20 protein-coding genes and 1 pseudogene are annotated in these 24228 nt (G+C 42.6%); 15 read left to right on the top strand and 6 right to left on the bottom strand.

Translation table 11 applies throughout. The features are described from left to right. The first annotated feature begins 113 nt into the window (after positions 1–113). The gene (locus PR799_RS14770; RefSeq protein ID WP_272522582.1) at positions 114–2705 is read left to right on the top strand and encodes a class I adenylate cyclase; all 2592 of its coding nucleotides are present in this window, start codon (positions 114–116) and stop codon (positions 2703–2705) included. Positions 2706–2787: 82 nt separating this feature from the next. On the opposite strand, the gene cyaY is transcribed toward PR799_RS14770, so the two are convergent. After that, a complete protein-coding gene (cyaY, locus tag PR799_RS14765) occupies positions 2788–3105 on the bottom strand; it encodes an iron donor protein CyaY (RefSeq protein ID WP_006658190.1) in 318 nt (105 codons plus the stop codon). Between the two features lie 217 nt (positions 3106–3322). Between cyaY and lptM the strand changes: the two genes are divergently transcribed. The 9 genes from lptM (at position 3323) to PR799_RS14720 (ending at position 11599) form a co-directional block, all read left to right on the top strand. Continuing rightward, the gene (gene lptM, locus PR799_RS14760; RefSeq protein WP_036948849.1) at positions 3323–3502 is read left to right on the top strand and encodes an LPS translocon maturation chaperone LptM; all 180 of its coding nucleotides are present in this window, start codon (positions 3323–3325) and stop codon (positions 3500–3502) included. A 21-nt stretch (positions 3503–3523) separates the two neighbouring features. Next, positions 3524–4348 (top strand): diaminopimelate epimerase, encoded by an 825-nt coding sequence (dapF, locus tag PR799_RS14755; protein WP_181478845.1) that lies wholly within the window; start codon positions 3524–3526, stop codon positions 4346–4348. A 27-nt stretch (positions 4349–4375) separates the two neighbouring features. Continuing rightward, positions 4376–5080 (top strand): DUF484 family protein, encoded by a 705-nt coding sequence (locus PR799_RS14750; protein ID WP_154628867.1) that lies wholly within the window; start codon positions 4376–4378, stop codon positions 5078–5080. Continuing rightward, positions 5062–5991: a tyrosine recombinase XerC gene (gene xerC / locus PR799_RS14745; protein ID WP_154628866.1), complete on the top strand. Its 930-nt coding sequence runs from the start codon at positions 5062–5064 to the stop codon at positions 5989–5991. Before PR799_RS14750 ends, xerC begins: the two co-directional genes overlap by 19 nt. Beyond that, the gene (gene yigB, locus PR799_RS14740; RefSeq protein ID WP_272522581.1) at positions 5991–6707 is read left to right on the top strand and encodes a 5-amino-6-(5-phospho-D-ribitylamino)uracil phosphatase YigB; all 717 of its coding nucleotides are present in this window, start codon (positions 5991–5993) and stop codon (positions 6705–6707) included. The genes xerC and yigB overlap by 1 nt, the downstream gene beginning before the upstream one ends. A gap of 64 nt (positions 6708–6771) precedes the next feature. After that, positions 6772–8934: a DNA helicase II gene (uvrD, locus tag PR799_RS14735; protein WP_272522580.1), complete on the top strand. Its 2163-nt coding sequence runs from the start codon at positions 6772–6774 to the stop codon at positions 8932–8934. A 164-nt stretch (positions 8935–9098) separates the two neighbouring features. Beyond that, positions 9099–9854, top strand: a complete 756-nt coding sequence (locus PR799_RS14730; RefSeq protein ID WP_272522579.1) for a hypothetical protein — start codon at positions 9099–9101, stop codon at positions 9852–9854. A 261-nt stretch (positions 9855–10115) separates the two neighbouring features. Further along, on the top strand, positions 10116–10700 hold the full coding sequence (locus PR799_RS14725; RefSeq protein WP_272522578.1) for a 2OG-Fe(II) oxygenase: 585 nt from the start codon (positions 10116–10118) through the stop codon (positions 10698–10700). A 191-nt stretch (positions 10701–10891) separates the two neighbouring features. Further along, positions 10892–11599, top strand: coding sequence for a hypothetical protein (locus PR799_RS14720; protein ID WP_272522576.1), 708 nt, complete (start codon positions 10892–10894; stop codon positions 11597–11599). 55 nt (positions 11600–11654) lie between these two features. On the opposite strand, the pseudogene PR799_RS14715 reads toward PR799_RS14720, so the two are convergent. The 5 genes and pseudogenes from PR799_RS14715 to PR799_RS14690 all read right to left on the bottom strand — a co-directional run. Further along, a pseudogene (locus PR799_RS14715) lies at positions 11655–12166 on the bottom strand (RtcB family protein); the annotation flags it as partial. 787 nt (positions 12167–12953) lie between these two features. After that, positions 12954–14675 (bottom strand): amidohydrolase, encoded by a 1722-nt coding sequence (locus PR799_RS14705; RefSeq protein WP_272522574.1) that lies wholly within the window; start codon positions 14673–14675, stop codon positions 12954–12956. A gap of 96 nt (positions 14676–14771) precedes the next feature. Continuing rightward, a complete protein-coding gene (locus tag PR799_RS14700; protein ID WP_132496322.1) occupies positions 14772–16145 on the bottom strand; it encodes an APC family permease in 1374 nt (457 codons plus the stop codon). Between the two features lie 683 nt (positions 16146–16828). Further along, positions 16829–17722: an EamA family transporter RarD gene (gene rarD, locus PR799_RS14695; RefSeq protein WP_272522572.1), complete on the bottom strand. Its 894-nt coding sequence runs from the start codon at positions 17720–17722 to the stop codon at positions 16829–16831. A 167-nt stretch (positions 17723–17889) separates the two neighbouring features. Continuing rightward, entirely contained in the window at positions 17890–18360 is a 471-nt protein-coding gene (locus tag PR799_RS14690; RefSeq protein ID WP_154628859.1) for a thioesterase family protein, read from the bottom strand. A gap of 150 nt (positions 18361–18510) precedes the next feature. Between PR799_RS14690 and pldA the strand changes: the two genes are divergently transcribed. From pldA to PR799_RS14665, 5 genes are all read left to right on the top strand, one after another. Continuing rightward, on the top strand, positions 18511–19404 hold the full coding sequence (pldA, locus tag PR799_RS14685) for a phospholipase A (protein ID WP_272522570.1): 894 nt from the start codon (positions 18511–18513) through the stop codon (positions 19402–19404). 92 nt (positions 19405–19496) lie between these two features. Next, entirely contained in the window at positions 19497–21323 is a 1827-nt protein-coding gene (gene recQ, locus PR799_RS14680) for an ATP-dependent DNA helicase RecQ (RefSeq protein WP_272522569.1), read from the top strand. Between the two features lie 9 nt (positions 21324–21332). Beyond that, positions 21333–22328 carry a lysophospholipase L2 gene (gene pldB, locus PR799_RS14675; RefSeq protein WP_272522568.1) on the top strand — a complete coding sequence of 332 codons (996 nt, stop codon included), beginning with the start codon at positions 21333–21335 and terminating at the stop codon, positions 22326–22328. A gap of 19 nt (positions 22329–22347) precedes the next feature. Next, entirely contained in the window at positions 22348–23160 is an 813-nt protein-coding gene (gene yigL, locus PR799_RS14670; RefSeq protein WP_154603064.1) for a sugar/pyridoxal phosphate phosphatase YigL, read from the top strand. A 262-nt stretch (positions 23161–23422) separates the two neighbouring features. Beyond that, positions 23423–24220 (top strand): tetratricopeptide repeat protein, encoded by a 798-nt coding sequence (locus PR799_RS14665; RefSeq protein ID WP_272522565.1) that lies wholly within the window; start codon positions 23423–23425, stop codon positions 24218–24220. Positions 24221–24228 lie beyond the last annotated feature (8 nt).

Here is a 24228-nt window from a genome sequence, read left to right as displayed (position 1 = left end):
TGATCACGTTTCCGACAATCCCTTTGAAAAGTAATTTAAGTTTTTCTCTATCTGTTGGGTGCTGGGAAAATTCCCCAGGTTTGTCATTACATTCTTTCAGTCAGGCGTAACCTTTGTACCTCTATATTGAAACTTTAAAACAAAGACTTGATGCGATAAACCAATTACGGTTAGAACGCGCGACGGCTTCTATGAGTGAAACCTTTTCGAAGGTTTACAGCTTGTTGCCGGTCTTGTTTCATTATCATCATCCAATGATGCCGGGTTATATTGAAGGCAATGTCCCTCATGGCGTCTGTTTCTTCTCGCCAGATGCAGAACAACTCAAATGGTTACAACCTTTCGAACGCTTCTTATCCACTAACAACCAAGCTAATGGTGAATTGCCAATTACAGGCATTTACTCAATGGGTAGTACCTCCTCTGTGGGGCAAAGCCACTGCTCTGATATTGATGTGTGGGTTTGTCATCCTTCTTGGTTAGATAACGAAGAAAAACGATCTTTACAGAAAAAATGTACGCTAATTGAACAGTGGGCAGCCTCGCTGGGCATTGATGTCACCGTATTTTTAATCGATGAAAATCGTTTTCGCCATAATGCGAGTGGGCATCTTGGTGGTGAAGATTGTGGTTCCACACAACATATTTTATTGCTGGATGAGTTTTATCGTACAGCGGTACGTATGGCTGGGAAACGTCTATTATGGACAATGGTGCCTGTTGAAGAAGAGCAACACTATGACGAATATGTCATGGGACTGTACGCTCAAGGGGTACTGACACCGAACGAATGGCTGGATTTAGGCGGTCTCGGTGAATTGTCAGCTGCGGAGTACTTTGGTGCTAGTTTGTGGCAGCTATATAAAAGCGTCGATTCCCCGTATAAAGCGGTGTTGAAAAGTATTTTGCTGGAGTCCTACTCTTGGGATTATCCGCACGGCAAATTGTTAGCGTTGGAGTTTAAACGCCATTTACATGCCGGTGAAATCGTCTGTTATGGATTGGATTCATACTGTTTGATGTTGGAGCGCGTTACCCGTTATCTGACTGAAATTAATGATTCCACGCGTTTGGATTTAATTCGTCGCTGTTTCTATTTAAAAGTCTGTGAAAAACTTTCTGAAGATGAAGGTGACCAATGTTCCGGTTGGCGCCGTGATGTGCTGTCCCAGTTAGTGGAGTCGTGGGGATGGAGCGCCGAGCGTCTGGCGTTGTTAGATACGCGTAGCCAGTGGAAAATTGAGCGTGTGCGTGAAGCGCATAATGAGCTGCTCGATACGATGATGCAAAGTTACCGTAACTTAATTCGATTTGCCCGTCGTAATAATTTAAGTGTTAGTGCTAGCCCACAAGATATTGGGGTATTAACCCGTAAGTTATATGCTGCGTTTGAAGCTTTGCCGGGCAAAGTAACGTTAGTCAATCCACAGATTTCGCCGGATCTTAGCGAAGAGCACCTGACATTTATTTATGTGCCAGAAGGGCGCGCAAATCGTAGTGGCTGGTATCTGTATAACCAAGCGCCGCAAATTGACACGATTATCGGTCATCAACCGTTAGAATATAACCGCTATCTGAATAAGCTGGTGGCATGGGCCTATTTTAATGGGCTACTGACTGAAAATACGCAAGTCCATATGCATCATGGTAAATCCCAATGTGATGAACGTAAGTTACTGGAATTAATGCATGATGTATCAAGCCATTTCCCAATAAGATTGCCAGCTCCAACCCCTAAAGCGCTGTATAGCCCGTGTGAAATTCGCCACTTAGCGATTATCGTTAACTTAGAAAAAGACCCGACACAGGTCTATTCTGAGCAGGTGGTGCATGTGGATTTCAGAAAACTGGATATTTTCAGTTTTGGTGAGTCTCAGCAGTGTTTGATAAGCAGCATCGATCTTCTGTATCGCAATTCATGGAATGAGGTTCGTACCCTGCATTTCAGCGGTGAGCAGTGCATGCTAGAAGCACTGAAAACCATCCTTGGTAAAATGCACCAAGATGCGGCACCACCAGAAGCGGTTGAAGTATTCTGTTATAGCGAGCATTTACGCGGGCTTATTCGTACTCGCGTACAGCAATTAGTGTCTGAATGCATTGAATTGCGCTTATCCAGCAATCGTCATGAACCGGGTCGCTTTAAGGCATTGCGCATTGCAGGGCAAACATGGGGCCTGTTCTTTGAACGCTTAAACGTCTCTGTACAAAAACTCGAAAATGCCGTTGAGTTCTACGGCGCAATCTCCCATAACAAGCTGCATGGTTGGCCGGTAAAATTACAAGCGAAAGGGGATAATCATCTTCCTGCGGTTGTGGATGGCTATGCCAGTGAAGGGATTGTGCAGTTTTTCTTTGAGAATACGTCCGATAATACAGGATTTAATATCTACGTATTGGATGAAGCGAATCGCGTGGAAATTTACTCTCATTGTGAAGGTTCCAAAGAAGAGCTGGTGCGCGATGTCAGTAAATTCTACTCTTCCTCCCATGACCGTTTTACCTACGGTGCTAACTTTATCAATTTCAATTTGCCGCAGTTTTATCAAATTGTGGAAGAAGAAGGTAAAAAGCAAGTTATTGTCTTCTCTGATGCCTCTTGGTCATTTACTGAAGATGAAGAAGACGATGAATATCCCTCGGCACCACAATTAAACCAGTCTGAACAGCTAGACCATTCTAAACAGCACGCTCAATACTATTAATTTTATTATGTTGATTTTATGATGATAAAAAAACAGACAGAGTAAGTTATAGACTCTGCCTGTGATTTTTTGATGCGCGTGTTTAGAACGAGAATGGGAAGTGGCTTTGGAAGGTAATCGCATTGCCCAGCATGGACAAAAATTCTTGACCAGAGCGGTCACAGATCCATTTTCCATCTTTATAATCATAATGATAGCCACCTTGTTTGGTTGCTAACCAGATTTGGTGGAAGGCTTCTTGTTTGTTGATGATGATTTTGCTGCCATCTTCAAAGCTTAAGGTCATGACGCCGCCATTAATTTCACTATCAATATCCGCATCGCCATCGTAATTATCTAAATGCTCTTCAATCGAGCTGAGCAATTGCTCTGCTAACTGATGAAATTCGCTATCGTTCATGATGTATTTCCTGTTTATACTTTTATTTAGGCGAAATTATAGGGTTGAATGTGTTCAAGGGTCAAACGGCGCACATCTTACTTGTGAGATGCCATTTGAATTATTTAACGTATATAATATTAATATGTTTGATAAACAGGCGTGATTTGAAAAGCGACACCTGTTACTGTGTGAAATATCAGATTGCAAAATTTAGTCTTACAGGCGAAACATCATAATGAAAAAAAGTTTATTTGGACTTAGCGCACTTCTCGTTTTATTCACCCTTTCTGGCTGTGGCTTAAAAGGGCCGTTGTATTTTCCGCCTGAAGACAATGCAGCGGCGCCTGCTAAATCTGATGTGCAACCTAAAGCTCCAAGCAGCTCGAACCAAGAGCCTGCAGCGACCAAACAGTAAGCCTCTGTTATGGAACGTGAATTGCAGTTCTCAAAAATGCATGGTTTAGGCAATGATTTTATGGTGGTGGATGGCGTCACTCAGAACGTCTATTTTTCACCTGAACTGATTTGCCGTTTAGCGGATAGGCATACTGGCGTCGGTTTTGATCAGCTTTTACTGGTCGAAGCCCCTTATGATCCTGATCTCGATTTCCATTACCGTATTTTTAACGCAGATGGCAGTGAAGTTGCACAGTGTGGCAACGGGGCGCGCTGTTTTGCACGTTTTGTCCGCTTAAAAGGTCTGACAAACAAGCAGAAAATTAAAGTGAGCACTCAATCTGGGCGTATGACTCTCACAATTAATGAAAATGATGATGTTTGTGTGAATATGGGCGAGCCTGATTTTGAACCGCAAAACGTCCCATTTCGTGCCGTGAAAGCGGAAAAGACCTATATTATTCGAGCACAAGAACGTACAGTGTTTGCGGGTGTTGTTTCCATGGGTAATCCGCATTGTGTGGTACAAGTGGACAGCGTGCAAACCGCTGAAGTGGAGGTTTTAGGCCCTGCGTTAGAAAGCCACGAACGCTTCCCTGAACGTGCCAACATTGGTTTTATGGAAATTGTTAGCGCGGACTATATTCGCTTACGTGTTTATGAACGTGGCGCGGGGGAAACTCAAGCGTGCGGGAGTGGTGCATGTGCCGCGGTTGCCGTAGGCGTAGGACAGGGCTTATTAGCTAACCGTGTTCGTGTTGATTTACCGGGCGGTTCCCTCGATATTAGTTGGGAAGGCCCCGGATCACCGTTGTATATGACAGGGCCCGCGACCCATGTTTATGATGGAGTGATCCAAATTTAATCTTGATTGAGTGTAAAGAGGGGAATAATGGATAAGCGTGAACAAGTGCCAGAGATTGCTCAGTTAATTGATGAGCAAGATGTGGTGCAATATTTAAAACAGAACCCTTATTTCTTTATTCGCAATGTGTCTCTTGCTGAACATATCAAGGTTCCTCATGCCGTGCAGGAGGCTATTTCGCTTCCTGAATTGGTGATGAGTCGTCAACGTCAAAAAATCAAAAATCTCGAGCAGGATATCCGCTTTATGGTGGAACAAGCCCACGAAAATGGGCAACTGTTCGATGAGCTTCTTTATCTCGTCATTGAAATGTCTTCCGCAAATAGTTTGCGGGAGATGCTGTTTGTGTTGAATCGCTGGGCTAAAAAGCTTGGGCTATCAGGGGCTTCTGTACGCCTGTTTAGTGATAGCTGGCGATTATCTGCACCATTGGATGCCTACGAATTGGTGCTCCCACGCCGCGTTTTTGAACCCGTACGTATTCAGCGTTTTGGGGATAACCTCAATTATCTTGGGCGACTAAATGGTCCTGAGCTCCAGCTTTTACTTCCGGATGCCCAAAATGTGGGCTCAGTAGCTATTTCGCTGTTTGGCCATCATGGGGAATCTGGCATGGTAATATTTACTAGCCGTGACCGTGAACACTATCAACAGGGTATGGGTACGGTAATGCTGGAAAAAGTGGCTCAAATTCTACCGAGGTTATTATGTCAATGGATAGAGCGCCTGTAGACATTCAGCCAGAAGGGCTGATGATTCAAGTGGAAGCCTTCTTGCGTTACCTCCGTGTTGAACGCCGGTTAAGTCCAGTCACGATAACGAATTATCGTCGCCAATTAGGTGCGGTTTGCCAAATTTTAGGTGAACTGAAAGTGAGCCAATGGCAGCAATTGGATATGACGGTGGGGCGCAATATTGCCGCGAAGAGTCGCCGAACAGGCTTGCAAGCAGCGAGCATGGCATTAAGGCTTTCCGCACTGCGTAGTTTCTGTGATTGGATGGTGCAGCAAGGCGAGTTACCAGCAAACCCAGTTAAAACCATTCATGCCCCTAAAGCCAAAAAACGTCTGCCGAAAAATATGGATGTGGACGAAGTTTCTCAACTGTTGAACATGGACAGTGGCGACCCACTCGTGGTGCGAGATAGAACCATGCTGGAAGTGATGTATGGCGCGGGATTACGTCTTTCTGAATTGGTTGGTTTGGATGTGAAGCACCTTGACCTCAATTTAGGTGAGGTTTGGGTGATGGGGAAAGGTAGTAAAGAACGTAAAATTCCCCTAGGAAAAACGGCAGTGAGCTGGCTAAAACGCTGGCTTGAAATGCGTGAATTGTACGAACCTGTTGATGGTGCGGTATTTATTTCCACCAAAAGTGGTAAGCGTATCTCGAATCGTAATGTGCAAAAGCGGTTTGAGCAGTGGGGTATTAAACAAGCGGTGAATAGCCATATAAATCCCCATAAATTACGTCACTCTTTTGCAACTCATATTCTCGAATCAAGTGGTAATTTACGTGGAGTACAAGAGTTATTAGGACATGCTAATCTCTCTACCACCCAAATCTATACCCATCTTGATTTCCAACATCTCGCTAATGTTTATGATGTGGCACATCCGCGAGCGAAGAGGGAGAAATCTTAATGCACTTTTACCGTCCGTTATCACCCATCAAAGCGATGACGTTTGATTTGGATGATACGTTGTACGACAACCATCCCGTGATTGATAAAACGGAAGAAGAAGTTTTACGATTTATTCGTGAATATGACCCGCGTTTTCATCATTTTACGAACGATGATATTTATGCATTTCGCTATCTTGTGGAAGAACAAGAGCCGGATATTCGCCATGATATTACCCGCTGGCGCTGGTTATCGTCGAAAATGATGCTGTGCCACTATGGTTATAATAAAGAGGATGCCCTCAAAGGTGCGGACGATATTATGGCGCACTTTACCTACTGGCGTAATCAAATTCATGTCCCGCAATCTACACATGAGACGTTAGCAAAATTAGCCGAAAAATTACCGCTGGTGGCGATTACGAATGGTAACGCAGAGCCGCAAGCGTGTGGGCTGGGGCAATATTTTCAGTTTGTATTAAAAGCGGGGCCTGATGGGCGTTCTAAGCCATGCTGCGATATGTACCATCTTGCCTCTACACGCTTGAATATCGAGCCGAGTGCCATTTTACATGTTGGTGATAATTTGCTTACTGATGTAGAAGGGGCGATTAATAGCGGTATGCAAGCTTGCTGGTTCAACGTGGATCATATGACGTTAATGGATGAGAAAGAGGGGCGCATATTGCCTCATGTGGAAATTTGTCGGTTGGATTCTCTCTTGTCATTGGTATAATCCTTTCTCTGTATAAAAATACAGTGGTGGTGATAGCCGCCACTGTCTTGCTTTGATGGTAACTATGGACGTCTCATATCTGCTCGAAGGTCTTAATGACAAACAGCGCGAAGCGGTTGCCGCCCCGCGTACTAATTTACTGGTGCTCGCAGGGGCGGGTAGCGGTAAAACACGCGTGTTGGTTCATCGCATTGCGTGGCTCATGTCGGTGGAGAATGCCTCCCCATTTTCGATTATGGCCGTGACGTTTACCAACAAAGCCGCCGCAGAAATGCGTCATCGTATCAATCAGTTGGTGGGTACTAGCGAAGGCGGTATGTGGATCGGTACTTTCCACGGTCTCGCGCACCGCTTACTTCGCCAGCATTACTTGGATGCGAATCTGCCGCAGGATTTCCAAATTCTCGATAGTGATGACCAATACCGTTTGATTCGTCGTCTGCTTAAAGCCATGAATCTTGATGAGAAGCAGTGGCCGCCTCGTCAGGGAATGTGGTACATCAACGGTAAAAAAGATGAAGGACTACGTCCTCAGCATGTTGAAAGTTATGGTAATCCAGTCGAAGCGACATGGCTGAAAGTCTACCAAGCCTATCAAGAAGCCTGTGACCGCGCAGGGCTGGTGGATTTTGCTGAATTATTGCTACGTGCTCATGAGCTATGGCTGAATAAGCCTCATGTTCTTCAACATTATCGTGAGCGTTTTACCAATATTTTGGTGGATGAGTTCCAAGATACCAACAGTATTCAATATGCGTGGATCCGCGTGTTGGCGGGCGAAACTGGCAAAGTGATGATTGTCGGCGATGATGACCAGTCAATCTATGGCTGGCGTGGCGCTCAAGTTGAAAATATTCAGCGTTTCTTGAATGACTTCCCCGGCGCAGAAACTATCCGTCTTGAGCAAAACTACCGCTCTACCAACAATATCTTGAAAGCGGCAAATACCCTGATCGCTAATAATAGTGACCGTCTCGGTAAGAATTTATGGACGGAAGGCGGTGATGGTGAGCCGATTTCCCTTTACTGTGCCTTCAATGAGCTCGATGAAGCTCGCTATGTGGTTGGGCGGATTAAGCAGTGGCATGAAAACGGTGGTGCGCTGCAAGATTGCGCTATTCTTTATCGCAGCAACGCCCAATCCCGTGTGATGGAAGAAGCGTTAATTCAAGGCGCGATGGCATACCGTATTTATGGTGGTCAACGCTTCTTTGAACGTCAAGAGATCAAAGATGCCTTATCCTATCTCCGATTGATTGCTAACCGTAACGACGACGCCTCTTTTGAGCGAGTGGTAAACACGCCAACACGGGGAATTGGTGAGCGTACGCTGGATACGGTTCGCCAAACCGCTCGGGATCAACAACTGACATTATGGGAAAGTTGTGAGTACTTACTTCGAGAGCAAGTCTTGGGTGGACGAGCGGCAAGCTCCATCGAGCGTTTCCTTGAGTTAATTGAGGCGTTAGCCAAAGAGACTCAAGAGATGCCACTGCATGTGCAGGCTGATCGCGTGATCAATGACTCCGGTTTGCGAGCGATGTATGAGCAGGAAAAAGGTGAAAAAGCTCAAGCGCGAATTGAAAACTTGGAAGAGTTAGTCAACGCAACCCGCGATTTTAGCTATCAAGATGAAGACCAAGATTTAATGCCATTGCAGGCATTTTTATCTCATGCTGCACTCGAGTCTGGAGAAGGGCAAGCAGATGCGAACCAAGATGCAGTGCAATTAATGACGTTGCACTCAGCGAAAGGGTTGGAATTTCCTGTCGTATTTATGGTTGGCGTGGAAGAAGGCATGTTCCCAAGCCAAATGTCGATGGATGAAAGTGGGCGCTTAGAAGAGGAGCGTCGTCTTGCCTACGTGGGTATCACCCGCGCCATGGTGAAATTGACAATCACTTATGCAGAAAGCCGTCGTCTTTATGGCAAAGAAGTTTACCATCGTCCTTCACGCTTTATTGGAGAACTGCCGGCGGAGTGTGTGGAGGAAGTTCGATTAAGAGCCACTGTTTCACGTCCTGTCAGCCATCAACGTCTTGGTACACCGATTAGCCAAAATGATTCGGGTTATGCATTAGGGCAGCGAGTCATGCACCCTAAATTCGGCGAAGGTACGATTATTAATCTCGAAGGAAGTGGTGAACATTGCCGCTTACAAATTGCCTTTCAAGGGCAAGGAATTAAGTGGCTGGTTGCATCTTATGCTAGGTTAGAAACAATATAAATATAGATTCAATGGAGCACCAAAAATAAAGGTGCTTCATTGGAACATATATTTGTCTTATTTTTTTGGCTCAGGTATACATTATTAATATTTGTTTTTTTAGTTTCATTCAATATAATTTCCCTCTCTTAATCAGATAATTAGAGAAATGGAGTTTATATTATATGATGCATGTAAGATCTAAGCCGTTAAGTAATAAGATTATTTTAGCTATTTCTAAAGTAGATAAAATTAATTCACTCATCGAAGAAACTAAGCTTAGCGCAGTTAATGCAAGAGGTCATATGACTTCTGTTCGCGATGGATTATCTAATTCGAATAGAGTTGGTTTTCTGAAAGCAAAAAAAACAATGGGTACTTTAGATTATAAAATAAAGAAAAGTGTTGCAGGGCAACAGAAACGGTTTAATTCTTTATCTAAAGATTTATTACGTCAAAGAGAGGATTTTTTAAATTTAAATTCAATTGATAATACGTATGATCAATACGAAATTGATTATTCTATTAAAGAAATAAATCAAGATTTGAATAATATAGATAGTTGGACTGTGACTGAAAAAAAATTCGAAAAAATAGATTTTCATAATCACAATGGACTGAGAGGGATGATTTTTACACCAATAGCAGATTTCAATCGAAAGAGTGAACAATTAGAAAACGAAATCTATGAGCTGGATTTGCTATTAAATGAAATTCGTAAAGAGAGTTTGTCTCTAGAATTAGAGAAATTTATGGCGATGAAAAACACTGAAGTATTTAAAACTCAGTCTGATCAAACCGAGATGCTGACTCACTATTCGTCAGAATTTGACAAGGGTCATGAAGGTAGTTCAATGGTTGGAAGTCAAATTGAACCAGTGAAAACATCGCTCCCTTTATGTGGCTGTGGCGGTATTGGTCGAACAGCATTTTGTGTTTGATTTGAAATAATTTTACACTTAGTGAACTAATTTTCATCTCTGATGAGATAAGGGACTTAACCTTGTTTAAGTCCTTTTTTTGTCTCCTATTTTTCTATATTTATGATATGAAAACAATTATTCACTTTACTATAGAAATTATAATGTTTTAGTGATTAGCGTTGATATAGTTATTGAATCATCAAGATTTACGTTTTTAGTTTTAATTTTTTATGATAATCAAGTATAAAATGTTACCTAATAACCACTCTTAGATTCATCATGTCGATTAATCAACTTATTGATTCACTTGCTTCACAAGGTTGGTATGTGTGGGACGATTTTCTGAATCTGTCAGAGATTCATACCATTAAAGATTGTATTCCCGATACACTGCAAGACGCACGTATTGGCTATCAAAACACGTTACAAGACAACAAAACCATCCGCGGTGACCAAACGGTGTGGCTCGAGCCCGAAATGGGGGCGCCTGTCGTTCATTATCTGGATAAGATGGAAAACTTGCGTCAGGAACTTAATTGCCAGTTATTTCTTGGATTACGAGACTTTGAAACTCATTTTTGTCGTTATCCCAATGGTGGATTCTATAAAAAGCATGTGGATAATTTCCGTGGGCAAGGGCGCCGTCGAATAACTACTGTGCTGTACATGAATGAGTCATGGCAGCAGGGTGATGGCGGTGAAATTGTGATGTATGACATGCAGGATAACGAGTTGTTTACTCTAGAGCCGTTAGCTGGTCGCATGGTATGTTTTATGTCTGAGGATTTTCCCCATGAAGTTCTACCTACCCAAAAAAAGCGTGAAAGTATTGCCGGTTGGTTCTTGACCGAAAAAATACTGTAACCCTTTCTCGTCTATGCCGCCTCTGCAAAGGGGCGGGCTGTAAATTAATCACCTTAATAATAAAACTTGAGCTTACATATAAATAATAAGTTTGTTTTTTAAACACTCTGCCTTTATTTTAAATTTATTATCTTGGTTGGTATGAAGATAATGAATTTCATTAATTTAAATATAAATAAAGGATGAATTATATGATGAATTTAAATAATAACTTTGAATTTAATTTACAAGTGGAATTTAATTCTTTCAAGTTGAAATTTGAAGATTACAGCGAAAAGTTTGAAGTTTATGTAAAAGAGCAGCAAAGAAATATTAATATTTTAAGAGAACATACAGACAGAAGCTTAGATACCTTAACAACCCGAGAGGTTAAACCTACGGATAAGTTCATACATCAGGAAGAGATGAATTTAAATAATAATAAAGAAAAGTTCTCAATTATTAAAAATAAGATCGTGGAAATGGAAAAATATATTAATACTATTGGTGATGCAGATAACTTTGATAAAGTTATGGGCAGTATTAATGCGCTAAAGCTGAGTTTGGCGTCATTTTCGAATACGGAATACCCATTTCCTTCAGTAATCCCTTCAGACTCCCCATTTGTGCAGCATGCGGTAATATCTCTATATATCCAAAATCAATGGATAAATGGAGAATTCGCAACGTTAGATGCACAACGTATTCGTTTTTCTGAGACGGTGAGCGCAGAGTTCGATATTCTGAATGAGCCTCAAATACCCGATTGTTTTGGCTATAACAATGAATCGATGCTCATCGAATACGTAACAGCGATGGACTCTGTAAATAGCTGTTATATGGGGGATGATGCTATGAGTTCATTGTTCCCTGCTTATCCTGCTTGTGATATTTATCTTGGTTATCCTCATTATGCTTAATTGGTGATAATAGGGTGCCACGAAATAGTGTGGCACCCGTGTTTTTTAAATTCTTTAAGGATGTTCGAGACAATTGGAGTGGCGTGTAGCGATGAGATAATCGTCCTTTACACTCAGTTCGCATCTATTTTCGACCTGCGCCATGCGCGAGGGAATACAAGCTAATCTCATTAGCCACTGGCGAGACCAAATAGCTGTAATCGCCTCGAGAGCCGAGAATAATCACCATACCACGATCAGAGGGAGCTGCACCTTTGCGGTGTAGTCAGCCATCAACTCCATTAATACGACAAGGCTCTACGAGGTTATGGTTCAAATCCAAACATTGCTCGCCAGAAGTTTTTACTTGCTGCCGCCTCATCGGAATTTTTATCAAGCCCATTATGACTATGTTGTTCGACGTATTGGCGTAGAATAGATTGCCCTAAGCCACGCAAGCCACTGTGTACGAGTAACAGGAGTTTTTGTTTATCCAAGCCACTTTGTGCAAATAACTCCGTATCCAGCACTTTAATCGACGGATTGGCACTCAGCGAAATGGTTACCGCCACCAATAGAACTAACGTTTAAAACGATTTTTAACGTTTAAGGCTATTTCTGAGGCTGTCCACAAAGAGTTTGATTAATTGTTGTCATGATGAACCTCCTTGCAGTGAATTGAATGAATGAAAACGTGGCGGATATTAACGGGCGCTTTTTTCTTTTGCATGAGGGAAAAAATCAAAAGTGTAAAATTAATCTTTATCCTAAAGTAATTAATAAATGAGAAATTAATTATTTTTACGACTAATAATAATTAAAAGCTTAAATTTATATTTAATTCTAGATTTGAATGTTATAAAAATATTTCATTGAGATAAGCGCAAACAGGTATATTTTCGCTATTTTAACTTTGCGACTCTTTTGCTGGGTGCTTGATCTTACTCAGTTCAAGCATTTATTTTTGGTCTGGGAAAGAAAAAGCCCCGTTAGTGATATTCACCAACGAGGCTGCACTCCCAACCACACAATCGGGAGTGTGCCTCTTAATAAAAGAGAGGTCAAGGAGAAATGACAAAGTACGCAATGATAGCTGTAGTTTCTATTTGCGTAACAATATTGGGTTGCTCATTTTTAATAAAGGATAGATTAAGCTATTTGCATATTGATAATGACAATACAGTCGTTCAGGTGAAATTGGATTACGAAATCAATTAATCACTGAGTGGGGAAGTTAATTTTAGTTAATTCAATTTAATGACAACTAATTTCCCACTCTTTCTTTTTTCCTATTACCGGTTGGGATATCAAGCACCCAAACTAAAGAGCCCCAATATAATTGGGGCTCTTTTTACTATTTTAATTCATTAAAAAACTACGAAGCAATATGAACCGTTTTTCCGCCCACAATGGTACGTAACACTTTCACATTTTCAATATCATCCGCAGGAATGGTAAATACATTGCGATCCAGTACGATCATATCCGCGAATTTACCCGCCTCAAGCGATCCTAAAACATCTTCACGATGTTGCGCATAAGCAGAGTCAATCGTTGCCGAACGCAGAACCTCGATCACGGTCATATCGCGGTCATTATCCAGTCTTGGGGCTGGCTGACCATTAATATCACGGCCACGGCGGGTTGCGGCGACTTTCAAATCATACCATTCGTCAAAATCATCAATTGGCCAGTCACTACCAAAAGCAACTACTGCACCTGCATCAATAAATTTAGCGATCGGCTCTAGCTGCTGGAAGCGGGCTTCACCCAGCATGTTTTTCTCAAATGCAGCCAGCTCAGGTGTTGGTGCTGCCCACTGGAATGATAAGCACGCAATGGTTTTCAGGCGCGCAAAACGGGCATAATCTTTGGCATCAACCAGTTCATTATGAGCAAGGCCTGGGCGGATATCTTTCTCTGGGTGAGCTGCTCGCATTTTTTCAATGGCATCCAGCACGATAGAAACGGCACCTTCACCGACGGTATGTAAGTGAGGGTCGTAACCCGCAGCGGCGATTTTTTCGAGCAGCTCATCCAGAATTTCAGCTGTGAAATAGAGGTCGCCGTAATTATCGGTTTCGACCCAATTTGGTGCTGAATCAGTACCTTTGTTCACGCGGTATGGCTGTAATAATGATGCAGTCATGGTTGGGTATTGCAGCACGCCATCCACAAACATTTTGATGTTACGCAGACCGATACCCGGCGCTGGAGTCCACTCCGCTTGGTGCCATTTTTTGGCGAACGCCACGGCTTTATCAACAGCAGCCGCAACGGCAGCCACATTCGGGGTATCATCAGGCGTGATTTCGCGCGCAGCTTGGAAGCGCAAAGTGAGTTCGCCACGTTGCTGGAGCTGATGAAAAGCCTCTAATTGTTGCTCAGAAACGCGGGCATCCATCACCATAGTAACGCCTTGCTGATTCAATACTTTTTGAACCAATTCAGCGACTTCAACTGCTTGCTCATCACGGATAGACGGAATGCTATCCGCAGCACGCATGGCGGGTGCATCTTCTAAAATGCCATTAAGTTCGCCATTTTCGTATTTACCGATTTTGCCATCTGGTGGTTCAGGGGTTTCTTTGGTGATCCCGAATAATTCAAGGGCGCGGCTATTGGCTAAGAGGGTATGGCAGTCATTAGAAAACAGGACGACTGGGCGCTTAGTATTGAGCTTGTCCATATCTTCACGGTACATATCAATACCTGCTGGTAACATGCCTTGGCGTAACCATGCAGTGACTTTTAGCCAGTCATTTTCACCCGTGCGAGGATCTTTATCGAGGTGATCTTGCACGCGCTGTAAAATTTGGTCGATAGTCAGGGATTCGTAATTAAGATGGCAGCCGAACAGCTGAATGCCGCCCCAAAATGGGTGCATATGTCCATCAATGATCCCTGGCATCATCATCTTGCCTTCAAGGTCGATGCTCTCGGTTTCTGGACCAACATATTGATGTAATTCATCGGAAGTCCCTGTTGCAAGAATATAACCTTCTTTCAAGGCGATAGCATCGACAACACTATCTTGACTGTCTGCGGTATAGATATAACCGTTGAAATAAATAACATCAGCAATTTTATTATTCATCGTAAACCGTCTGTATCAGGGGCTCCTACGGAGCCAGAACCAAAAAAATAATGGGGAAGATAAGCTTCCCCATAATCAACGAAAGGTACTGGAGGATTAATTGATAATCATCTCAGTCTCGGCATCAGAGATAGCAGGTGGACGACGAGTAAAACCATGAGTCAGAAGCGTGAGGTAGCCTGCCCCTGCCGCTAGCCAGCATAAGCCGACTGTGAAGGCTTCTGCATCTAAGCTTGTCCATAACCATAAGGTTAAAACAACCCCTATGGATGGCATGATCAGGCAAGTGAGCAACTTGGTATTATCCAAGGAGGCTTTGCGGTCAATGTAGAAATGTTTGATGACTGACAAGTTCACAAAGGTAAAGGCTATCAGCGCACCAAAGCTAATCATCGACGCAACCATGCTGAGTGATAACACCAGCGACATCAACGAAGCCACAGCCACAAAGATAATGGAATAGACCGGTGTATTCAGGCGCGGGTGCAAATATGCAAAGATAGAGCGAGGTAGCACACCTTCACGACCCATTGCATAGAAAATACGCACGATACTGGCTTGCGAGGTCATTGCAGAGGCAAAGACACCGATAACATAAGCGGTAATAAAGCTCGATGCCATCAAGGAGGCGCCGATCCACTTCATTTTATCACCCACTTGCTGCATTACCGCGATACTGGCGACATCCGTATTAGGGAGAAAATCTTGCCATACCGGATACATTAAATGTGCACCGTAAGAGATGGCAATAAACAAGGCTCCCGCGATAAATACGGTATATAAAATCGCTTTCGGTAAAGCACGGCGTGCGTCTTTTGTCTCTTCGGCCATGGTTGAAATGGCATCAAAGCCCAAGAAGGCTAAACACAGTACCGCTGCACCCGCAAACAGCCCCGACACTTGTGATGACATCACGGTGAGCGGTGCCATAAGGGCTTCAACATCCAGTACCATCGCGTTTTGCAAGCAGATGTACAAGAAGATGGCGATGAAGACAAATTGCATCAGAATAATCAGCATATTCATCCAAGATACCAATTTGATACCCAAAATGTTCATGATGCTGACAACAGCGATGGTTGAGCAGATTATCACTGGCATTGGGATGTTCGGGAAAGCTTCGTGGACAAAGATCCCAATCGCAATGTAGTTAATAATCGGCAGAAATAGATAATCCAGCAGTTGTGCCCAACCAACAAGAAATCCAAGAGTGCCGCCAAAGGTTTTTTGCACATACGAATAAGCAGACCCAGAAAGCGGGAGTGCACTGGTCATACGGCAATAGCTCATGGCGGTAAAGAAGACAGCAGCGAGCGTAATTAAATAAGCGATAGGTAGATGCCCTTCACTTAATACAGTCACTTGTCCATAGGTGGTAAAAATTCCGAGCGGCACCATATAGGCCAGCCCGAAAAATACTAACGCAGGGGTGGTCAGTACACGTTTCATTTGAACGGTATTCTGTTGCATTTTGAAGCCCTTCCCAAAAGCCCTTAACAACGTTAACTCTGTCTGAATACACAGGCCGAGTGAACCTAAAATGCAGCCATATAACTTGAGCTATAGCACTACATGTTTTGTTTTTTACATACACAAATCATTTAATTAGGTATGTGGATAGACGCCTTGTATTCAATTTCAGAAAACCTCGCACCAGGACAGAATATAAATCACTGTCATCGTGCGCACTTTAATGAAACGTCAGTAATGAATCGGACCATTACCATCCGCTGGGGTGAATACAAGCGGCGTACAATATAATTATCAAGTTCCTATTAAGCAATCATTTATTTCAACAAATAAATATACTGTTTTATTTCAATGGGTTGATATTTGAAAGGTGTATTAATAAGGTGGAATTTAACGTAAGTTAAATATGAATCAAATTTCCGATAAAATCAAGGAATAAAATATTTTATAATGCATTGAAATTTAACAATAAAATGTTTGATTTTGAAATTAACTAAAACAAGAGAAAAATACCCAAAAGGTAAATTATTTTTAATAAAAATACGCTGGTTATATTAAATAATTTAACCTTTTTAGTTCCATTAAATGAAACGTGCATTAAATGGGTAATATAATATACAGGTTAATATTAATTTAAGTCAGATATTATGGGCACGAATGCCCATAATAGAGAAAATTAAATTCTATTTTCTTCTGAGTTTCTGCTGTGTATATAAAGCATCTAAAGTAAATAAAATTAATGCAATCCAGATAAAACCAAATGTAATTAACAATTCTTGGGTCATCACTTCACCATAAACAAAGACGGCAAGTAAGAACATGATGCTTGGGCCTAAATACTGGAAGAACCCTAATGTTGATAGTCTTAAATGGTTAGCTGCTTCAGTAAACAGTAACAATGGCACCGTAGTAATAATCCCCGCTGCAATCAGGAGAATGTTTAAATGCCAGCTGTTCATGGTCATGTTGCTTGTCGGGCTATCTGCAAAGAATAGCAGGAAGATAATACCGACAGGGAGTAACCATAAGGTTTCAAATGTCATACCAATTTGTGCATCGACACCCAATTTTTTACGTAATAAACCGTAGGTGGCAAACGTCACGGCAAGGCTTAATCCAATGATTGGCACGGAGCCAAATTGCCAGAGTTGAATTAATACGCCGGTGAGTGCTAATCCGACCGCAACCCATTGCATTCGGCGGAAGCGCTCATGTAAAAATATCATGCCAAACAAGACGTTAACCAAAGGGTTGATAAAATACCCTAAGCTGGCTTGCAGCATATGCCCATTATTCACCGCCCAGATATAAATCAGCCAGTTAGACGCAATTGTCACGGCGGTCACACCTAAAATTAAGATCTTTTTAGGCTGCTTTAATATTTGGCGGAAATAATTCCAATGGCGCGTAACTGTCAGTAATAACAGCATAAAGAAGAATGACCAAATAATACGGTGAGTCAAAATTTCTTCAGCTGGTACTTCTTTGATGGATTTAAAATAAATGGGAGCGACACCCCAAATAAAATAAGCGCCTAAGGCACATAGTACGCCTTTGGTAGTATTTTGTTGGCTCATGAATAGCTCTGAAAGTGATATAAAGTCAAACTGAGAGATCGAAACCAAGAATGTAAGAGGCTCGATTTGTGATGTCGTTAATGTGACATTGCTCAGGTTTTTTTACAAGCTATTAGTTAATGAGGTTATTAATTATTTACCAAATTGTTTCATGCAATTTGTTCACATTATCCAATCAAATAGGTCGCTGTCGCAGTGGCAATATGCTGATTTTTCTCATTATGTAATTCACAGCGGGTCACGGCGATTTTATTACCATCGCGTAGTAAGCTGGCGCTCGCGATAAAAAACTCTCCGCGGCCAGGGCGCAAATAGTCAACGCGCAAGTCAATGGTGCCCATTTTGGACATCTTTTCGGCAATGTCTTGATGCACGAGAGGCTCAATGCGTTGCAGGATCCGGTTAATACACACCATGCCGCCCGCCACATCTAATAAGGATGCAATCACGCCACCATGCAGAATATTTTGGGTGAAATTACCGATCAGCTCAGGGCGATTTTTCACAGATAGCTGGACTAAGTCATCCGTCATTTGTAAAAGCTCAATTCCAAGTAATTGATTAAAAGGCATTCTATAGATAAATGCATCACTCATAAATTTGCTGGCTTCTTCGAAGGTATAGATGCGGTCATTCATTTTAGGATCCTTGTTTGTGATGTTAATGATAAGTTAACATTATGTATGTGCTAATATCTAGAAAACAAATGAATAATCTTTCAGCGGTTGATCGTTTTTCGGTGTAAAATGAGACAAATTTTTTCACCGCAGTTGAAATAGGAATGGCAAATGCGCGCTTTACAAATGTTGTTGAGTTCTGTGCTCTGTTTCTGGTCTGTTTCACTTTTTGCATCTGACAATACCAACGAACCGGCACAGCAGGATACTGAAAATCATACACCCGTTCGTGGAAGTATTATTTCGGGGTTACTGCAAAATTATGATAACCCATTCGTTCTGTATCCTTATGAACCCAATTACATCATTTATACCTATACGTCTTCGATAAATAAGAAAGCCATCGCGAGTTATGATTGGGGTAATGATGCACTGAAAGATGAAGTGAAATTCCAATTGAGCTTGGCGTTTCCTATTTGGCGTGGAATTGCGGGGGAAAACTCGGTTCTTGCGGCATCTTATACTCAGCGTTCTTGGTGGCAATTAAGCAATAAGAAAGAATCTTCGCCATTTCGTGAAACCAACTATCAACCCCAAATTTTTGTGGGTTGGGCGCTAGATAACCAATTTGCAGGCTGGACGTTACGTGAGTTTGAAACAGGTTTTAACCACGAGTCGAACGGTCGTTCAGATCCTACATCACGTAGCTGGAACCGAGTTTATGCCCGAGCGATGGCACAAAGAGGGGATTGGCAAGTTGAGTTAAAACCGTGGTACCGCATTCCTGAAAGCGAAAGCAGTGATGACAACCGAGATATTAATAAATATCTCGGTTATTACCGCGTAAAAGTGGGGTATGCACTTGGGGATAGCGTTATTTCAGCTGCCGGACACTATAACTGGAATTCAGGGTATGGTAATGCCGAGTTGGGTTGGAGCTACCCAATGACAAAGCACGTGCGCTTGTATACCCAACTGTTTAGCGGTTATGGTGAGTCGATGATAGACTATGACTATCGCCAAACACGTTTTGGTATCGGTGTGATGCTTAACGATATCATGTGATCTGGGCAGACATCCCAGTCATTTCAGGGTAATATCTTGCTAATAGCTGCTCTTTTCGGGCAGCTATTTGTTTCAACCTCTAGAGGGAATTCGTGTCTACCGCTTGCGTTATCAATCAACTTTCACTGGCTGAAAATGTGCTCAATAGCACGTTCGGTTACCAATCCTTTCGTCCGGGGCAAGATGCTGTCATTGGCGGTATTCTCGATGGTCGTGACTGCTTAGTATTGATGCCAACAGGGGGCGGAAAATCGCTCTGCTACCAAGTGCCTGCGCTGGTTAAACAAGGCATTACGCTGGTGGTATCACCTTTAATCTCCTTAATGAAGGATCAAGTTGATCAACTCAAGTTACACGGTGTTGAAGCGGCGTGTTTGAATTCTTCACAAACCCCTCTAGAGCAGCGCCAAATTATGGAATTATGCGCTCAAGGGAAAATCAAACTTCTGTATGTGGCACCAGAGCGTTTACTGACTGACTATTTCATTCAGCAAATTGGTAGCTGGGATATCGCCTTATTAGCAGTAGATGAAGCGCACTGTATTTCCCAATGGGGCCATGATTTCCGTCCTGAATATCGTTCATTAGGTCAATTACGCCATTCCTTACCGAATGTGCCCGTGATGGCGCTGACTGCGACAGCAGATGAAACCACGCGCGCTGATATTATTCGCTTACTCGAGCTTAATGACCCATTAGTTCATGTGAGCAGCTTTGACCGCCCGAACATCCGCTATACTTTAGTCGAGAAATATAAACCGTTAGATCAATTATGGTTTTTTATTAAGGCTCAGAAAGGTAAGTCAGGGATTGTTTATTGTAATAGCCGTAGTAAAGTTGAAGAAACCGCGGAAAGATTACAAAAACGTGGCTTGAGTGTCGCTGCTTACCATGCTGGTTTGGAGAGTGCCCAGCGTGACTGGGTACAAGATGCGTTCTTGAAAGATAACCTGCAAATTGTGGTTGCGACCGTGGCATTTGGAATGGGAATTAACAAGTCCAACGTCCGTTTTGTGGCGCACTTTGATATTCCTCGTAACATTGAAGCGTATTACCAAGAAACGGGACGAGCAGGGCGTGATGGCGTCGAAGCCGAAGCCATTCTATTTTACGATCCTGCTGATATGGCGTGGCTCCGTCGATGTTTAGAAGAAAAACCAGCGGGAATGCAGCAGGATATTGAACGTCATAAATTAAATGCCATTGCTGCCTTTGCCGAAGCGCAAACCTGTCGTCGCCTGGTTTTACTAAACTATTTCGGCGAAAATCGCCAAAAGCCTTGTGGTAACTGTGATATCTGCCTTGATCCTCCAAAACGTTATGATGGGCTGATGGATGCGCAAAAAGCACTTTCTTGTATTTATCGCGTTGGGCAGCGGTTTGGTATTGGCTATATTGTTGAGGTGCTACGAGGCGCTAACAATCAGCGAATTCGCGACTTAGGGCACGATAAACTACCGGTGTATGGTATTGGTAAAGAGCAGACTAATGAACATTGGGTAAGCGTTTTACGTCAATTAATTCATTTAGGCATGATCACTCAAAATATCGCGCATTTCTCCGCATTACAGTTAACGGAAGCGGCTAGGCCCATTCTGCGTGGTGAAATGCCATTACAGTTAGCGGTTCCACGCGTTTTAGTCACCAAAAGCCGGAATCAACAAAACAAAATTTATCATGGCAATTATGATAAGAAGCTGTTTGCCAAATTGCGTAAATTACGTAAATCCATTGCGGATGAAGAAAATATCCCGCCTTTTGTGGTTTTCAACGATGCAACGTTGATAGAAATGGCAGAGCATTGCCCAACCAAACCCGTTGAATTATTGCTGATTAATGGGGTTGGTGAGAAAAAATTAGAGCGTTTTGGTGAGGCGTTTATGACACTCATCCAAGACCATCTAGAAGGTTATGAATGAGGAAACCCCATGTCGCCAGATAGTCTAAAAGCCAGTTGGTTAAATCGAGAAACTGAGTTTTCGGCCTTTACCAACGGTCCGCTTTTAGATTTTTGGCAATTACGTGAAGAAGCTGAGTTTCTTGGCGTTGATGACATTCCTATTCGCTATGTGCGTTTTATTCATGCAAAGCACCATAAAGCCGTGGTTATCTCACCGGGTCGCAGTGAAAGTTACGTTAAATACCCTGAAGTCGCCTACGATTTTTATCATTTAGGGTTCGATGTTTTTATTATTGATCATCGTGGACAAGGGCGATCTGGCCGTATGTTGGCGGATCCCCAAAAAGGGCACGTTGAAAAATTCACAGATTACATCGATGATTTTGAAAAATTCATTGATTTAGAAGTGAGAGATCGCCACTATCCTAAATGCTATGCGCTGGCTCATTCGATGGGAGGCGCTATCCTTGCTGGGTACTTACTCCGAGATAGCGTGACATTTGACGCTGCCGCATTGTGCGCTCCCATGATTGGCGTTAATTTACCGATGCCTCATTGGCTCGCGAGCTTTATTGTTGAGCGTGCAGAACCGCGCCGCAGTGTGCGAAATGATTATGCAGTTTCTACGGGAAAATGGCAGCCATTACCTTATTTAATCAATGTGTTAACCCATAGTCAGGAGCGTTATCGACGCTATTTACGCTACTATGCGGATTATCCTGAATTACGTCTCGGTGGTCCAACTTACCACTGGTTACGAGAAAGTTTTGCGATTGGTAAAGAGCTGGTTGCGAAAGCGGGAGAGATTGAAACCCCTCTGATGCTCCTTGAAGCGAGCGAAGAGAAGGTAGTCAGTAATCGAGAGCTACAAGCTTTTTGTCAAAGTCGGCAAAAAGCGCAAGCAGGACGAGAAGAAAAATTACCCCTCATTATCGAAGGGGCTCACCACGAAATCCTGTTTGAAATAGATGCATTGAGAGCCATGGCCCTCAATGCAATTTGTGATTTTTTTGAGCAGCATTAGCCATAATTAGGGATCTTGTATGAAATATCCGGTTGTTGCTTCCGATTTGGACGGAACACTTTTATCTCCCAATCATGATTTAACCCTGTATACCAAAGACACTCTTAAGCAGCTTGTCGCGACCGAAGAAGTACGATTTGTATTCGCGACGGGACGCCATCATATTGATGTTGCACAGATCCGCGACGGTCTGGGGATTGATGCTTATATGATCACCTCGAATGGAGCGCGTATTCATAACACCAATGGCGACCTTATTTTTGCGAACAACGTTGACTCGCAGATAGCGAAAGAACTGTGCTTAATGGAGTTTGATCACCCAGAAATTCTCACCAATTACTACCATGGCGATGATTGGTTTATTAACCGGGAAAGCCCAGAGCAGAAAGAGTTTTTCAAAGAATCTGTATTTAATTACCAACTGTTTGATCCCCGTAATTTCCCAACATCGGAAGTCTGTAAAGTGTATTACACCAGTGAAGATCATGATTTACTGGTAGATCTGCAACAGCGTATTCAACGTCGTTGGCAGGACAAGGTTCATGTTACTTTCTCCTTGCATAGCTGCCTTGAAGTGATGGCGGGCTCCGTTTCTAAAGGGGAAGCATTGAAACAAGTCACAGCATTGCATGGTTATGGAACCCATGATTGCATCGCGTTTGGTGATGGCATGAATGACAAAGAGATGCTGAAGTTAGCGGGCAAGGGCTGCATTATGCAAAATGCTCATCAGTTGCTGAAAGATGCTTTACCTCAGATGGAAGTTATCGGGTCTAACCAAGATGATGCGGTTGCTCGTTATTTGAGAAGTAAATATTTAGACAACAAATAACCATTTTTTCTATGTGTATAAACAGAAAGCCAGATAGAATAAAAAACTATCTGGCTTTTTATTTGCCTTTTGTCATGAATGATAACGAAAAGTGCTATTCATCAAAATTAAGGTGTTTATCCTATTTTGTCTTCTGACGAGTAAATTTAAACTAGTTCAGATGAAAAGCGAGTTTAGGCTGTATAATCTGCCAAATCAGCCGATAATAACGGGTATTACTGTGTCGCCAGTTGCCATACTGCACTGCTGAGGGTTACTTAGGATGAAAAAAATTGCGTTAGCGCTGTTGTTAGGATCTGTTTGTTATAGTTCATTATTACTGGCTACACCGGCGAAACCAACGACCGCCAGTGAACAGACGACGATAGAGCAAATTACGCAGTTAGCTGAAAAAGGTGATCCCGCTTCTCAGTTCCTTTTAGGAGAGCGTTATTTTAAAGGTCAGGGCGTTTCTCAAGATTCTAAAGTGGCCGCAGAATGGTTTATCAAAGCGGGGGATCAAGGCAATTCAGATGCTCAATTCCGATTAGGTACTATGTACGTTAATGGCTTTGGTGTGCGTCGTGACTACGATAAAGCGATGTTATGGTACGAAGAAGCGGCTAAAAATGGCGATACTCGTGCGGAAACCAACATGGCCACCATGTATTCACAAGGCTTAGGGGTGAAGCAAGATCTAGAAAAAGCCGCATACTGGTTTCGAAAGGCAGCGCAAGGCGGCAATGTGATCGCGCAATTCAAAATCGGGCAAATGTACTCGATTGGTAGTGGTGTCGCATTAGATAATGAAAAAGCGGTGTTTTGGTTCAGAAAAGCGGCAAAACAGCGTGATGCAAATTCTCAAGACCGTTTAGGGGTGATGTACTCTGAAGGGAAAGGGGTGAAAAAGAACTTACAGCAAGCGTATGCATGGCTGTCTACCGCGGTTTATAGTGGCAATAAAGAGAGCCAACGTTTACAGAAAAAAATCGCAGAGCAGTTGAACGCAGAAGAGCTGAAACAAGCGCAAAAACTGGCTGATAACTACATTAAAACCTACGGTAATAGCGAAGAAAGCTAATTCGCTCA

This window comes from Providencia sp. PROV202 (assembly GCF_028479565.1).
Lineage (GTDB): Bacteria > Pseudomonadota > Gammaproteobacteria > Enterobacterales > Enterobacteriaceae > Providencia > Providencia zhijiangensis.
The sequence above is the reverse complement of the archived record's forward strand: the minus strand, read 5'-3'. Positions and strand labels throughout refer to the sequence as shown.

What these genes read in the sequence shown, in the direction of transcription:
- cyaY (WP_006658190.1), bottom strand. Translation starts at nt 3,105, where the DNA reads ATGAACGATAGCGAATTTCATCAGTTAGCAGAGCAATTGCTCAGCTCG.
- lptM (WP_036948849.1), top strand. Translation starts at nt 3,323, where the DNA reads ATGAAAAAAAGTTTATTTGGACTTAGCGCACTTCTCGTTTTATTCACC.
- PR799_RS14750 (WP_154628867.1), top strand. Translation starts at nt 4,376, where the DNA reads ATGGATAAGCGTGAACAAGTGCCAGAGATTGCTCAGTTAATTGATGAG.
- xerC (WP_154628866.1), top strand. Translation starts at nt 5,062, where the DNA reads ATGGATAGAGCGCCTGTAGACATTCAGCCAGAAGGGCTGATGATTCAA.
- yigB (WP_272522581.1), top strand. Translation starts at nt 5,991, where the DNA reads ATGCACTTTTACCGTCCGTTATCACCCATCAAAGCGATGACGTTTGAT.
- uvrD (WP_272522580.1), top strand. Translation starts at nt 6,772, where the DNA reads ATGGACGTCTCATATCTGCTCGAAGGTCTTAATGACAAACAGCGCGAA.
- PR799_RS14730 (WP_272522579.1), top strand. Translation starts at nt 9,099, where the DNA reads ATGATGCATGTAAGATCTAAGCCGTTAAGTAATAAGATTATTTTAGCT.
- PR799_RS14725 (WP_272522578.1), top strand. Translation starts at nt 10,116, where the DNA reads ATGTCGATTAATCAACTTATTGATTCACTTGCTTCACAAGGTTGGTAT.
- PR799_RS14720 (WP_272522576.1), top strand. Translation starts at nt 10,892, where the DNA reads ATGATGAATTTAAATAATAACTTTGAATTTAATTTACAAGTGGAATTT.
- PR799_RS14705 (WP_272522574.1), bottom strand. Translation starts at nt 14,675, where the DNA reads ATGAATAATAAAATTGCTGATGTTATTTATTTCAACGGTTATATCTAT.
- PR799_RS14700 (WP_132496322.1), bottom strand. Translation starts at nt 16,145, where the DNA reads ATGCAACAGAATACCGTTCAAATGAAACGTGTACTGACCACCCCTGCG.
- rarD (WP_272522572.1), bottom strand. Translation starts at nt 17,722, where the DNA reads ATGAGCCAACAAAATACTACCAAAGGCGTACTATGTGCCTTAGGCGCT.
- PR799_RS14690 (WP_154628859.1), bottom strand. Translation starts at nt 18,360, where the DNA reads ATGAATGACCGCATCTATACCTTCGAAGAAGCCAGCAAATTTATGAGT.
- pldA (WP_272522570.1), top strand. Translation starts at nt 18,511, where the DNA reads ATGCGCGCTTTACAAATGTTGTTGAGTTCTGTGCTCTGTTTCTGGTCT.
- pldB (WP_272522568.1), top strand. Translation starts at nt 21,333, where the DNA reads ATGTCGCCAGATAGTCTAAAAGCCAGTTGGTTAAATCGAGAAACTGAG.
- yigL (WP_154603064.1), top strand. Translation starts at nt 22,348, where the DNA reads ATGAAATATCCGGTTGTTGCTTCCGATTTGGACGGAACACTTTTATCT.
- PR799_RS14665 (WP_272522565.1), top strand. Translation starts at nt 23,423, where the DNA reads ATGAAAAAAATTGCGTTAGCGCTGTTGTTAGGATCTGTTTGTTATAGT.